Source organism: Thalassospira tepidiphila MCCC 1A03514, assembly GCF_001662875.1.
Lineage (GTDB): Bacteria > Pseudomonadota > Alphaproteobacteria > Rhodospirillales > Thalassospiraceae > Thalassospira > Thalassospira tepidiphila.
This window is the reverse complement of the sequence record NZ_JPVZ01000009.1, coordinates 31564-45227: the sequence shown is the minus strand read 5'-3', so window position 1 is coordinate 45227 and position 13664 is coordinate 31564. Positions and strand designations below refer to the sequence as shown.

At 55.1% G+C, this 13664-nt stretch carries 13 protein-coding genes; 7 read left to right on the top strand and 6 right to left on the bottom strand.

The features are described from left to right. Nucleotides 1–81: 81 nt before the first annotated feature. Both TH4_RS16715 and TH4_RS16710 read right to left on the bottom strand, forming a co-directional pair. Entirely contained in the window at nt 82–1431 is a 1350-nt protein-coding gene (locus tag TH4_RS16715; protein WP_064782016.1) for an NAD(P)/FAD-dependent oxidoreductase, read from the bottom strand. A 158-nt stretch (nt 1432–1589) separates the two neighbouring features. Next, nucleotides 1590–2960, bottom strand: coding sequence for an aspartate aminotransferase family protein (locus TH4_RS16710; RefSeq protein WP_063086938.1), 1371 nt, complete (start codon nt 2958–2960; stop codon nt 1590–1592). A gap of 307 nt (nt 2961–3267) precedes the next feature. Here TH4_RS16710 and TH4_RS16705 point away from each other — a divergent pair, with 307 nt between their 5' ends. From TH4_RS16705 to TH4_RS16685, 5 genes are all read left to right on the top strand, one after another. Further along, nucleotides 3268–4650 (top strand): glutamine synthetase family protein, encoded by a 1383-nt coding sequence (locus TH4_RS16705; protein ID WP_008891847.1) that lies wholly within the window; start codon nt 3268–3270, stop codon nt 4648–4650. Nucleotides 4651–4692: 42 nt separating this feature from the next. Further along, nucleotides 4693–5241 (top strand): cupin domain-containing protein, encoded by a 549-nt coding sequence (locus TH4_RS16700; RefSeq protein ID WP_008891846.1) that lies wholly within the window; start codon nt 4693–4695, stop codon nt 5239–5241. 93 nt (nt 5242–5334) lie between these two features. Further along, nucleotides 5335–6840: an aldehyde dehydrogenase gene (locus TH4_RS16695; RefSeq protein WP_063086939.1), complete on the top strand. Its 1506-nt coding sequence runs from the start codon at nt 5335–5337 to the stop codon at nt 6838–6840. Nucleotides 6841–6906: 66 nt separating this feature from the next. Further along, complete coding sequence (gene speB, locus TH4_RS16690) at nt 6907–7878, top strand: agmatinase (RefSeq protein WP_064782014.1); 972 nt, start codon at nt 6907–6909, stop codon at nt 7876–7878. Between the two features lie 122 nt (nt 7879–8000). Further along, nucleotides 8001–8594, top strand: a complete 594-nt coding sequence (locus TH4_RS16685) for a tyrosine phosphatase family protein (protein ID WP_008891843.1) — start codon at nt 8001–8003, stop codon at nt 8592–8594. Between the two features lie 42 nt (nt 8595–8636). Here TH4_RS16685 and TH4_RS16680 read toward each other — a convergent pair whose 3' ends face one another. Beyond that, complete coding sequence (locus TH4_RS16680) at nt 8637–9005, bottom strand: cupin domain-containing protein (RefSeq protein WP_008891842.1); 369 nt, start codon at nt 9003–9005, stop codon at nt 8637–8639. 261 nt (nt 9006–9266) lie between these two features. Between TH4_RS16680 and TH4_RS16675 the strand changes: the two genes are divergently transcribed. Together TH4_RS16675 and pgi are read left to right on the top strand one after the other, a co-directional pair. Continuing rightward, on the top strand, nt 9267–10226 hold the full coding sequence (locus TH4_RS16675; protein WP_064782013.1) for a PfkB family carbohydrate kinase: 960 nt from the start codon (nt 9267–9269) through the stop codon (nt 10224–10226). 149 nt (nt 10227–10375) lie between these two features. Next, nucleotides 10376–12025, top strand: coding sequence for a glucose-6-phosphate isomerase (gene pgi / locus TH4_RS16670; RefSeq protein ID WP_064782083.1), 1650 nt, complete (start codon nt 10376–10378; stop codon nt 12023–12025). 6 nt (nt 12026–12031) lie between these two features. Here the strand turns inward: pgi and TH4_RS16665 are convergent, their stop codons facing one another. The 3 genes from TH4_RS16665 to TH4_RS16660 are packed head-to-tail and all read right to left on the bottom strand — an operon-like array spanning nt 12032 to nt 13585. Further along, complete coding sequence (locus tag TH4_RS16665; RefSeq protein ID WP_083997155.1) at nt 12032–12319, bottom strand: DUF3253 domain-containing protein; 288 nt, start codon at nt 12317–12319, stop codon at nt 12032–12034. Continuing rightward, nucleotides 12316–12510 (bottom strand): DUF2256 domain-containing protein, encoded by a 195-nt coding sequence (locus TH4_RS20530; protein ID WP_083997154.1) that lies wholly within the window; start codon nt 12508–12510, stop codon nt 12316–12318. The genes TH4_RS16665 and TH4_RS20530 overlap by 4 nt, the downstream gene beginning before the upstream one ends. Nucleotides 12511–12538: 28 nt before the next feature. Beyond that, nucleotides 12539–13585: an NAD(P)/FAD-dependent oxidoreductase gene (locus TH4_RS16660; protein WP_064782011.1), complete on the bottom strand. Its 1047-nt coding sequence runs from the start codon at nt 13583–13585 to the stop codon at nt 12539–12541. Between the last annotated feature and the right edge of the window lie 79 nt (nt 13586–13664).

The following is a 13664-nucleotide window of genomic DNA, read 5'->3' as shown; positions in this document are numbered from 1 at the left end:
AAACGACGAAGCGATTTTCGGACATGACATATGTCACTTTGTGTCCGAACGCAAACAGATCACCTGTTATGGCATTATCGGTCAGGCAAAGCGATCATGCAGGCCGTAATAGCGATAGCCGATAGAACGCGCCACACGCCGCAATGACGCCATCGGGAATTTATCCATCGGGGTCGTCAAGACAGCGCCCAGATCGTCCTCATCGCAGATGCCCAGCATCCGTTCTGCCAAAAGCTTGCCACCCAGACTTGCCATTGCCACCCCGTTGCCATGCCAGGCAAGGGCGGTCCAGACATCGTGATGACCCGGAACCTGACCGATATAAGGCCGCCAGCTTTGCGACAGGCAGGCAAGCCCGTTCCAGTGATGGGTAAAGGCAACATCCTGCCAGGCCGGGAACATGCGTTTGAAATTATCGAGCAGATCCTGTTTGCCTGCGGCAAAGGCCTTGGGTGTTGCGGTAATCCCGCCGCGTCCACCAAACAGAAAACGATTATCAGGCAGCTTGCGGAAATAATGCAGCAGGATACGGCTGTCAAAAGCCATCAGGTCGCTGGTCCAGCCTTGATTTTCCAGCTCATCCGGGCGAAGCGGACGGGTAATCAGAATACCCGAAAAGACCGGCATCAAGCGCCCGCCGATCCAGTCGGGCAGGTTTTCCGCACTATATCCGTTGGTGGCGATGACGATCTTTGCGGCAGTGATTTGGGTGTTACCGGCATATAGGCGATAGGTATCGCCATCTTCCTCAAACCGCTCGATGGTTGCCTGTTCAAATATCCGAACACCCGCGCGAACGCATTGTTCATGCAAGCCGGAAAGATACTTCATCGGGTTGATGCCAAACCCGGCCTGAACATGCAAACCGCCATACGTTTCAGCCGCACAAAGGCCGCGTTCCTTCAATGCGTCGCGGCTTAGCAGTTCTGTCGGGATGGTTGTGAAATGGGACAGTTCCTGTGCTTCGTGGGCAAGTTCTGCGACCCGGTTAGGTTTGTGCGCCAGCACCACCTCGCCGTCAGAATGACGATCCGCATCAATGCCCCAGTCATTCAGGCGTTGATCCACCAGATCGATGGCATCGCGTTGATGACGGGCAAACTGTTTGACCGCGTCTTCGCCAAAACTCTTCGCCAGTTGGCCAAATCCCTTGCCACTGCCACCCATGCAGCAAAAACCACCATTGCGCCCTGATGCGCCCCAACCGGATCGACCGGCATCGAACACCGCAACACTGGCCCCATTTCTTGCCAGTTCCAGGGCCGTCGAGAGGCCGCAATAACCGCCGCCGATGATGGCGATATCGGTTTTAAGATGACCTTCTTCGGGCAGGGTTTCACAGACAGGAAGTGGCGATGCGCTTTCGACCCAATAGCTGTCAGGCAGGGTGTCGGTGCGATAGGCGGCGGGTTGATAGATACGTTTTAGCATGGTGGGCTCTTTTGGGGCTTGGCTTGGGTGAGGGGCGTTGGGATGTGCGTGCCTGTGGGGCAGGCTTTGGTGGGCGGTTTATTATCGCTGTAATCAAAATACCCGGCAATGATAACTCATGCCGGGTATTTGTATAAGTTACTGTAATCGAAACCGGATTACATTTTGCCAAGTTTCTTCGCGGTCTCGTCAAAGGCGGCACGCGCCCGTTTGACCAGCTCGTCGATTTCTTCCTTGGTGATGCAAAGCGGCGGTGACAGTACCATGCGATCACCACAGGCACGCATGATCACGCCATTGGCAACACAAGCATCGCGGCACATCGTGCCAACGGTGCCTGGCTTGTCAAACATCTTGCGGGTTTTCTTGTCATCCACCAGCGGCATACCGGCAATCAGACCGACGGTTTCAACCGCACCGACCAGCGGGTGGTCTTCAAGGGTTTTCAGCGCCTTGGCGAAATACGGGCCGATATCGTCCTTGACGCGTTCGACCATCTTTTCTTCACGCAGGATGCGAATGTTTTCAAGCGCCACAGCCGCACATGCCGGATGACCGGAATAGGTGAAACCGTGGGTGAATTCACCGCATTCATTAATCAGGACGTCGGCAACCCGATCGCCAACCATGACAGCCGAGATCGGCAAATAGCCCGAAGACATGCCCTTTGCCATCGGCATCAGGTCCGGCTTGATGTCAAAGGTGTCCGAGCCAAACCATTCGCCGGTCCGGCCAAAGCCGCAAATGACTTCGTCAGCAATCAGAAGGATGTCGTATTTCTTGCAGATACGCTGAATTTCCGGCCAGTAGGTTGACGGCGGAATGATCACGCCACCAGCACCCTGGATCGGTTCACCGATAAAGGCGCCAACGCGGTCTGCACCAAGTTCCTTGATCTTTTCTTCAAGCTTGCGGGCTGCAATCAGACCGAATTCTTCGGGGGTGTGATCGCCGCCTTCGCCGTACCAGTATGGCTGATCGATATGAACGATATCGCGCACCAGCGCACCGCCCTGCGAATGCATGCCCGACATCCCGCCAAGCGACGCACCGGCAACGGTCGAGCCGTGATAGGCGTTCTTGCGGCTGATGATGGTGGTACGTTCCGGTTTGCCCTTAAGGTTCCAGTACTGGTGCACCATGCGGACAACCGTGTCATTCGCTTCCGAGCCGGAATTGGCATAGAAAACGTGGTTCAGACCTTCTGGCGTGATTTCGGCAAGAACTTTGGAAAGCTCGATCGCCGGGGTGTTCGCGCACTGGAAGAAGTTGTTGTAATAGGGCAGTTCAAGCATCTGCTTGTAGGCGGCTTCGGCAAGTTCCTTTCGGCCGTAGCCGACATTGACACACCACAGGCCCGCCATGCCATCAAGATAGCGTTTGCCGTTGGAATCTTCGATAAAGACGCCTTCGGCACGTGTGATAACCCGGGTGCCACGATTGTTCAGGTCCGCCGTATCGGTGAACGGGTGAATGTGGTGAGCCTGATCAATATCCTGCCAATAGGCGGTTTTGTCGAAATTATTCATAACGTCTCCTGACAGTGGGGCTGCTCTGCTTTCGTGCGATATGTTGAACATCTGACCTTAGTGTTCGTTTTTTCGAACACCTTTGCAAGAGGATTTTTCGACAATCTTTTTGAGGAATTCAAGGTCAGTTTTTGTTACCTGGCGGTCGATGTGAGTGGTCTGTGCTGCTGAGCCATCCTGTCGCGCCAGAAAATTGTGCATTGCATGATTTGCACGATATATCGAACGAAGGGGCTTGACCGGGGCTATCCGGCGCGGCACGATGCGTTACAGTTTAATAACAGGCCTTCTCAGGGAGTATATGACGATGAACAAGTCGTTCGTCGAAGACAGTAGGGCGGAAGCCCAACGATTCTTTGAAGAAAATCCGGATGTCGAACTTGTTGAGTTGCTCATTCCCGACATTAACGGCGTGTTTCGCGGCAAGCGAATCAGCAAACAGAAATTCCTTAAAAGCTTTAGCGAAGGTGTAACGCTGCCGGGCTCCATGTGCCTGGTTGATATCACGGGTGACAACCCCGAAGGCACGGGCCTTCTTTGGTCGAGCGGTGATCAGGACAATCTGGCAAAACCGATCCCGGGGACCCTTTGTCGTGTGCCTTATGGTGAACTGCCCCTCGCACAGGTGATGATGAGCCTGTATAACCTTGACGGTACCAAGTTTTTTGCTGATCCACGCAATGTGTTGCAGGGCGTCGTTGATCGCATGGCCGCCGATGGTTTTTATCCGACCGTGGCACTTGAGCTTGAATTCTATCTTGCCGATCAGAACCAGGAAACCGCCGCACCGCTGCCGCCGCAGCCGCTTGGTGGCGGGATTGCGTCTGACGGCGTGCAGGTTTATGGCCTGCAACAGATCGAGGATTTTGAAAAAGTCCTGCATGATGCGGTTGCCGAACTCAACCGTCAGGGAATTCCGGCCGACACCATCGTTGCCGAGGCAGGCCCGGGGCAGTTTGAAATCAATCTTGGTCACGTGACCGATCCGATGATGGCGGCAGATCACGCCATGCAGCTCAAACGCGTGGTTAAGGGTATTGCCTGGGATCACGGTGTGACTGCGACCTTCATGGCAAAACCGTATTCCGATCAGGCGGGCAATGGCCTGCATGTTCATGTGTCGCTGCGCGACAAGGATGACAATAATGTCCTGTCGCCGGTAGGTGACGAGGAAGTGTCGGACAATCTGCGCTTTGCGATTGGTGGCCTGCAGGAAAGCATGTTTGAAAGCATGGCGATCTTTGCACCAAACCCGAATTCCTTCCGCCGGTTCCAGAACAAGGCCTATGCGCCGATGTCACCGAACTGGGGTTTGAACAACCGTACCGTCGCCCTTCGTATTCCGGCTGGCAGCCCGAAGGCCGCCCGTGTTGAACACCGCGTGTCGGGTGCCGATGCCAACCCGTATCTGGTCTTGGCGTGTGTTTTGGCGGGCATGCATCACGGCATGAAGAACAAACTTGATCCGGGTGAACCGACCGTTGGCAACGGCTATGAACAGCATGGCGGTCGCATTGTTCCGCGCAGCATGATTTCGGCCCTCGACCGCTTTGTCGAAGGTGACATCGTCAAGGAATATCTCGGCGAACGTTTTGTCGAGGTGTTCGATATCTGTCGCCGTGCCGAATATGACGAGTTCTTTGCCGAAGTCACCCAGCTGGAATATCGCTGGTATCTCGACGCGGTCTAACCAGACAAAACAACAATAAAGTTTGACAGGGAAAAGACGGGAATGTCGCAAAAGGTAGGGGATCGTCTGAAGGCGGTGCGCAGCATGTACGGGCTGTCGCAGCGTGAACTGGCCCGCCGGGCCGGTGTGACCAACAGCACGATCTCGACGATTGAACAGAACCGGGTCAGCCCGTCTGTTGATAGCCTGGCCAAGGTTCTGGCTGGCATTCCCATGAGCCTGATTGATTTCTTCACCATTGATCTTGATACCGGTGAAGAAATCTTTTTCAGGAAAGAAGACCTTGTCGAACTGTCTGACGGGACGATGTCGATGCGTCTTGTCGGGGCATCGCGCAAGGATCGTAACCTGCGCGTGCTGCATGAAACATACCCTGCGGGCGGGGATACCGGTAACAACCTGATTGTCCAGAAGGGCGAGGAAGCCGGTGTTGTCGTCCGTGGCAAGCTTGAAGTCACGGTGGGTGAACGGGTCAAGGTACTTGGCCCCGGTGATGCCTATTACTTCAATGCAGAAATTCCACATCGTTTTCGAAATGTGGGTGACGGGGAATGTGAAGTCGTCAGTGCGGCGACGCCACCGTCATATTGATGACAGATCGTGCTGCCAGAGTGCCTATCAAGGTGCCACGTGCCACGATCAACTTTGAAAAATCCAAACGCGCCATCCGTCAGGAGACTTGCGATGACCAATCCGATGAATTTTGAACAACTGACCGCGCAGGCCGCCGCCCTTGATATTCGTAACAAGGCGTTCATCAACGGTGCCTATGTCGATGCGGCATCCGGCAAGACATTTGATTGCATCAGTCCGCGTGATGGGTCGGTGCTGACCAAGGTTGCCGAATGTGACGTCGAAGACGTCAATCGCGCGGTGGCATCGGCGCGTGCGGTGTTTGAAAAAGGCAGCTGGTCCGAAGCCGCCCCTGCGAAACGCAAGGCAATCATGCTGCATTTCGCCGATCTGCTTGAAAAGAACGCGGCCGAACTGGCGCTTCTCGAAAGCCTTGATATGGGCAAGCCGATCACGCTGGCGGCGCGCGATGACATTCCGCTGTCCTATAAGTGCATCCGCTGGTATGCCGAGGCGATTGACAAGATCTATGACGAAATCTCTCCGTCGGGCACCAATGAAATCGGCATGATCACCCGTGAACCGCTGGGCGTGGTTGCCGCCGTTGTGCCGTGGAACTTCCCGCTGATGATGGCAGTCTGGAAGCTTGGCCCGGCCCTGGCGATGGGGAACTCGATCATCCTCAAACCAGCTGAGCAGTCACCACTGACCGCCCTTCGTGTGGCGGAAATCGCGGTTGAGGCCGGTATTCCCGAAGGCGTTCTGAACGTTGTGCCGGGCTTTGGCCCAACGGCGGGGAAGGCGCTTGGCCTGCATGAAGATGTTGATTGCGTGACCTTTACCGGGTCGGGCGAAGTCGGCAAGCTGTTCTTGCAGTATTCCGGTCAGTCGAACATGAAGCGTGTCTGGCTGGAATGCGGAGGCAAAAGCCCGAACATCGTTCTGGCCGATTGCCCGGATATGGATGCGGCTGCTGCTGCGGCTGCGGGCGGTATCTTCTATAATCAGGGCGAGGTCTGCACGGCTGGTTCGCGCCTGATTGTCGAAGAAAGCATCAAGGACGAGTTTATTGAAAAGGTGGTCGCCGCAGGTGCGAAAATGCAGCCGGGTGATCCGCTTGATCCGAAAAGCCAGATGGGCGCGATTGTCGATGAAAGCCAGATGAACCGTGTTCTGGGTTATATCGAAAAAGGATCCAGCGAGGGCGGGGTCCTTCGCACTGGTGGTAAACGGGTTCGCACCGAATCTGGTGGGTATTATGTCGAGCCGACCGTGTTTGACGGCATCAAGAACGACATGACGATTGCCAAGGAAGAAATCTTTGGCCCGGTTCTGTCGGTTATTTCGGTCAAGGACTGGAAAGAGGCTGTTCAGACCGCAAATGATACGCCATATGGTCTGGCAGCAGCAGTCTGGACGCGCGACATCAACAAGGCACACATGACCGCAAAGAAACTGCGTTCGGGTCTTGTCTGGGTCAATTGCTGGGACGGTGGATCAATCACGATGCCGTTTGGTGGTTACAAACAGTCCGGTACCGGTCGCGACCGTTCGCTGCATGCGCTGGACAAATATTGTGAAATCAAGTCGACCTGGATTGCACTGGGCGACGCGTAAGAACTCCGTCGACCGCTGGCAGGCAGACGGTCCGGGTTTGATACGGGAAGTAAGAAGGGTTTAAAAATGAGCAGCACCGGGGTCATTGACACCAAGGGCGGTGATAACGCCTTTACGGCGAAATCTGTGCATCAGAACACCAGCGAACCGATGTATTCCGGTGCGCTGTCCTTCATGCGCCGCCGATATTCGCGCGATCTCAATGGGATTGATGTTGCTGTGACCGGTATCCCCTATGATCTGGCAACATCAAGCCGACCGGGCACGCGTTTGGGCCCGCAGGGTGTGCGTCGTGCATCGACCAACCTTGCCTGGGCACCGCATTTCCCGTCTGGCCGTGATATCTTTGCCGAGATGGCGGTGATTGATTATGGCGACATGGTTATTGATCCGGGCCATCCGGAAAAGCTTCCGGAAATGATCGAAGATCACGCACGTGACATCGTTCAGTCCGGCGCCAAGATGCTCACCATCGGTGGCGATCACTTCATCACCTATCCGATCCTGAAGGCGCACGCCGAAAAGTATGGTGATGGCATTTCACTGATCCAGTTTGATGCCCATTCCGACACCTGGGAAGATGACGGCGATCGGATTGATCACGGCACCATGTTCTGGCACGCGGCCCAAAAGGGCATCGTCAATCCGTCAAAATCCATTCAAGTTGGCATTCGCACGCACAATGAATCGACCCACGGGTTTAATATCCTGTATGGCCCGGATGTTCAGTCGATGTCGATTGACGCCATTGTTGAAAAGATCAAGGCCACGGTGGGCGACAACCCGGCCTATATCACCTTTGACATTGATGGGCTTGATCCGTGCTATGCACCGGGCACAGGTACGCCGGTTCTGGGCGGTTTGACCAGCCATCAGGCTGTATCGATCCTGCGCGGTCTTGCGGGGCATGTGAACCTGATCGGCAGTGACGTTGTCGAAGTTTCCCCGCCTTATGATGTTTCGGACATCACAGCGCTTGCCGGTGCGACCATGGCGTGGGAAATGCTGAACATTCATGCGGTTAACCGCGCAAAGTAATCTGACGTTTCAGATCAAAAATTTAGGGGGCCGGTATTATTTCATGATACCGGCCCTTGTTTTTTCATTTTCCTGTGCTCTGATAGCAATCAGAAAAACAAAAGAAGACAAGAGATACGGAAATGAAACCAATTGCTATTTCGCGCCTGACCATCTGTGGCATTGACGAGCTGCCGACCCATCGCAGCCATGGTGTGACCCATGTCCTGTCAGTCCTTGATCCCGAACGTGAAGACCCGACCATTTTTGCCAACTTTGACCCGCATGAACGCACTATTTTACGTTTCCATGACGTGATCGAGGACAAGGAAGGCCGTCCTGCCCCGACCAAGGCTGATGTCGAAGCCATCCTTGCCTACGGCGAAACCCTGATCGGAAGCCGCGCGGATCGTCGCGATGGCCATTTGCTGGTGCATTGTCACATGGGCGTGTCGCGTTCGACCGCCGCCATGATCACCCTGATGGCACAGTGCGAACCGGACCGTGATGAAGACAGCATCTTTACCACCATCCGCGAAATGCGTCCGATTGCCTGGCCGAACTCGGTCATGATCGCCTTTGCCGATGAACTTCTTGGCCGCGAAGGGCGCCTGACCGCAGCCCTTCATCGCCACTACGCCATTCAGCTTGAGCGTGATGCGATGTTCGAACGCTGGATGACCGAACTTGAACGCCAACGCGAAGTCGGCTTTGGCAAAGGCCTGCAGAGGACGTAACTCGCCCACCACAGGCACTCTGTCGCAGCAACTTCGTGGACGTTACAACTGCTGCGATAGGGTTTTGGTTTTTTCAGTAACAACATTGCCAGTGTGTTTGGTCGATTTGCTTTCAATCAGCAGGACCCAGCACTCTTCCTTGGCAATCGGGTTATGCATGACCCCTTTGGGGATGGTCAGAAACTCGCCTTCGCTCAGTTCGACCTTGTGGTCTTCGAACTCGATGATCAGGCTCCCCTTGACGATATGGAACAGCTCGTCTTCCTCGTCATGGGCATGCCAGACGAGTTCGCCTTTTACTTTTGCAATTTTCAGATATTGGTCATTCACCTCACCGATGATCTTTGGCGACCAATAGTCGGTAATTTGATCAAAACTTTGCATCAGATTTCGTGCGACGAGTGTGCTCATGAAAATGCCCTGTTGTCTGCTAGTGTGGTTTGGTTTTGATTTCGCGACTTTATATCCGGGGCGATTTTCGCACTGAAGCCCTAATCTTTTGGGGCCAAGCCTTTTGCGCAAGAATGTGAAAAGCCGATATGCTGGCGAATGCGGTGCCGCGTTCGATTAGCATTTGTCTGACGCGTTGAATCGATTTAAAAGGCGGTGGGTCCCACAGACCACACACTATTGATCCGCCGAATTTGCGGACAATTCGAACGGAGAAACGTCATGACAGCCAAAGCTGTTTGTCTTGGGGAACTGCTGATTGATTTTGTTCCGACCGTGACCGGAACCGGCCTTGCCGATGCGCCGGCCTTTGCCAAGGCGGCCGGGGGCGCACCGGGCAATGCGGCTGTGGGTTTGCAGCGTCTGGGTATTGAAACCGGTTTTATCGGTAAACTCGGCGATGATGCCTTTGGCCATTTTCTGGTCGATACCCTTAAGGCAGACAATGTCGATACATCGGGCATTGTGCTCACCAAGGAAGCCCTGACCGGGCTTGCATTCGTCTCCCTGCGTGCCGATGGGGAACGCGAATTTTCATTCTATCGCAGCCCGTCTGCTGACATGTTGCTCAGCATTGCTGATCTTGATCAGGACATGCTGAAATCAACCGATCTGTTCCACTATGGAACGCTTTGCATGATCGATGATGACCCGCGCGCGGCGACGCTTGAAGCGATCAAAATTGCCCGCGAGAACGGCGCGATCATTTCGTGTGACCCGAACCTGCGCCTGCCGCTGTGGCCGAGTGCGGAAAAGGCACGTGAAATCCTGCGTTTGGCGATCAGTCAGGCCGATGTCGTCAAAATGTCGGACGAGGAAATCACTTTTGTCTCCGGCAAGGATGATCTTGAAGAAGGCATCAAGGATCTGTGGTGTGATCAGTGGCGTGCGATGATTGTGACTTACGGTCCCAAGGGATCACGTTACATCACACCGGCGTTTGATGGTTTTGTGCCGTCCTTTGAAATCACGGCGGTTGATGCGACCGGGGCAGGGGATGGCTGCACGGCAGGCTTCCTGTCGCGCCTGCTGAAGGACCCGGAGCTTCTGGGGTCCGAAGACAAGCTTGCAGCCGCGTGCCGCTTTGCCAATGCGGTCGGCGCGATTACGGCAACCAAGCGTGGTGCCATCAACGCATTGCCGACGGAAAAAGAAGTCGAAGACTTTCTTTCGAACCGATAAGATCACAGGCGTAAATGAAAAATCACGCGGCGGCCATAATCTTGCCGCCGCGTGCTGCAAACTGTCCCACACATGGTTTGAAACGCGTGTTAGCCTGTTGGCGATAGCACCGCATTGTTATGAATAAATTTGAATGGGCCGAGGGTGGTATGTCTGCTGATAAAATGACCGCAAACTGGGATAAACTCGATCAACTGGGCGCGGAAGTTTCCGAAAAGCTCAATCTGCGTAAGGCCTTTGCCAACGATCCCGCGCGGTTTGAACGATACAGTGCGGCCCTCAATGACCTGTTTGTTGATTACTCCAAAAACCTGATCACCGACGATGTGATGGCGGCCCTGGTTGAGCTTGCGACGGCGGCCAATGTTGAAGGCTGGCGCGACCGGATGTTTGCAGGCGACAAGATCAATGTCACCGAAAACCGTGCGGTCCTGCATACAGCACTCCGCAATCTTGATGGTGGCCCGGTCGAGGTTGACGGCAAAGACGTGATGCCGGCGGTCAAGGAAGTGCTTGCCCGTCTGAAAGACTTTGCAGGACGCGTCCATTCCGGCGAATGGAAAGGCCATACCGGCAAGAAAATCACCGATGTGGTCAATATCGGTATTGGGGGCTCCGACCTTGGTCCGGTGATGGTCAACGAGGCGCTGCGGCCATATCACATCGATGGCATTCGCTGCCATTTCGTGTCCAACGTTGATGGCGCGCATATTGTCGATACGCTGAAATTCCTTGATGCGGAAACGACGCTTTTCATCATCGAGTCCAAAACCTTCACCACAGACGAAACGCTAACCAACGCCTATTCGGCGCGTGATTGGCTTGTCGGGATGCTGAAAGACGAAGCAGCCGTTGCCAAGCATTTCGTCGCGGTTTCAACCGCGCTGGACAAGGTCGCGGCATTTGGCATTGATACCAACAACGCATTCGGTTTCTGGGATTGGGTTGGCGGACGTTATAGCCTGTGGTCGGCAATCGGTCTGCCGATCATTCTGGCCGTCGGGTATGACAAGTTCGAAGAATTGCTGCGCGGGGCGCAGTCGATGGACAACCATTTCAAAACAGCCCCGATTGAAACCAACATTCCAATGATCCTTGGTCTGATCGGGGTTTGGTATCGCAATGTGCTGGGCGCATCCAGTCAGGCTATCCTGCCCTATGATCAGCACCTGTCGCGTCTGCCGGCCTACCTGCAGCAGGCCGATATGGAAAGCAATGGCAAGTCCGTCACCCGTGACGGCAAACCGATTGCCTATGAAACCGGCCCGATCATCTGGGGAGAACCGGGCACCAACGGCCAGCATGCGTTTTATCAGCTGATCCATCAGGGCACCGAACTGATCCCGGTTGATTTCATTATGGCGGCCAATGCGCTACATCCGTTGGCCAACCATCACGACAAGTTGGTGTCGAACTGCCTTGCACAGGCCGAGGCATTGATGCGTGGCAAGACCGAAGAAGAAGTCCGTGAAGAGCTTTCTGGCAGTGACCTGTCACCGGCCGAGATTGACGTGCTGGCACCGCAAAAGGTGTTTGATGGCAACAAGCCCAGCACCATGATCCTTTATAAGCAGCTTGATCCCTTTACCCTTGGCCGGTTGGTTGCGATGTATGAACATAAAATCTTTGTTCAGGGCATCATCTGGAACGTCAATTCCTATGACCAGTGGGGCGTTGAACTTGGCAAGCAACTTGCCAAGGAACTGCTTCCGATGGTCGAGGGCAAGGAAGATGCCGGTACGCGCGATGCGTCGACGGCCGGTCTGATCAAACGGCTGCATGCCTTGCGCGGCGCATAAGCTGGCTTAGTCGTCCTGATCATCAGCGACGATACGCAATCGATAGTTACCCGAAGGGCGGTTTTGGCCATGGCTGATGCCGCCCTTTTCAAATGTCAGTTTGCGTTCGGCACATAGTTGCTCTGCCACCTGATGCACGCGCGGCATCAAATCCCGCCAATAAGATCCAAAGGTTTTGGCAACCTCTGACGGGCAGATCGTTTTGTCCGGCCCGCGCTGTGTTGCCAGATCAATCACGCGCTGGCGCAGGATGGCGTAGGTTGGCTGATCTTCGTCTTTTCGGTCAAACATCATGATACTTGGTCCTGCATGTCCGTTTTTGCAGGCTGCTTTCGCTGGCGACGGCACCGGTCAGAACAATATTGAACCTCGTCCCAGCAATCCTTCCATTTGCGCCGCCAGTTAAACGGTCGTGCGCATGTCACGCAGGTTTTCTGCGGCAAATCTGATTTGCTGTGACGACGTCCATTGGCATTTTTTGGCATGACACTGCGTTCGGATCACGTTTACCGATTACCCGATCAGGGCTTCGACCATGGCATGTGCCGCTGTTCGGCCACTGCGCCAGGCCGCCTCGACCCGTGCGCCAAGGCACCAGTCGCCTGCGGCAATCACCCGGCCATTCATGCCATTAAGGTGACTTTTGCCAAGCGGCAATTCAGTACGGGCATAGCGCCAGCGATGGGCCTGCACCGAATGAAGTTCAGGCAGTTTCACGCCACTGACATCACGAAGGGCGGCCAACAGCTTTTCAATCACGCGGTCCTTGTCTTCTTCAAGGTGCTGGCGTGACCATTCCGGGCTGGCATGAAGCACCCACGGATCGGGTGTGCGACGGTGGAACATGTCATCGTTCTGGCTGCTCCGCGCGGCCCAACTGATTTCAGGGCTCGGATACAACATCGCGTCAAAGCCGGTGGGAAGCGGGCTTTCAAAGGCGGCCATCACTGCCCAGCACGGCGCCATGACAACCTCGTCAATCGGGGCATAGCGCGGGGCAAGCGGGCGCAAAAGATCGGCAGTCTGCGGGGCAGGGGCGGTGACGATCACACCATCAAACGGGCCGTAAGTCCCGTCCAGATCATCATGGAGTATAAAACTGCGCGGTCCGCTCGGCTCGATGCCGACGATGCGGTGTTGTTTCTGGATCGGGAAGGTGTCGACCAGTGGGCGGATCAGTTTGTTCATCTGCGGCGCACCCTGATACCAGGGTTCTTCGGCAAGGTTGCCGACATGGCGCGCGATCGGTGAAAGTGCCGCACCGGATTGTGCGGGGGCGGACGTTCCGCGATGCAGGTTGGGCGACCAGTTCTGGGCCGCGTTAAACTCGGTTGCTTCTTGCAAAAACGCATTAAAGCCGGGATCGCGCGCTGTCACATATTGCGCACCATGATTGAAATGGCCAAAGTCGGTGCGCCGTGACGCCAGCCGCCCGCCAAGACCGCGGCTTTTTTCAAACACCGTTACATTCATGCCGATGCGGTGCAGCGTGCTGGCCGCCTTTAGGCCCGCCATTCCGGCACCAATGATCGCAATATTCACGTTTGACATCCGTGGCATGTGTGGCTCCTGTCTGGGTCGCGGGGCAAATCCCGACGGATTGTTTCGAGTTATAGTTTTGATACGAAACCAGACAGGG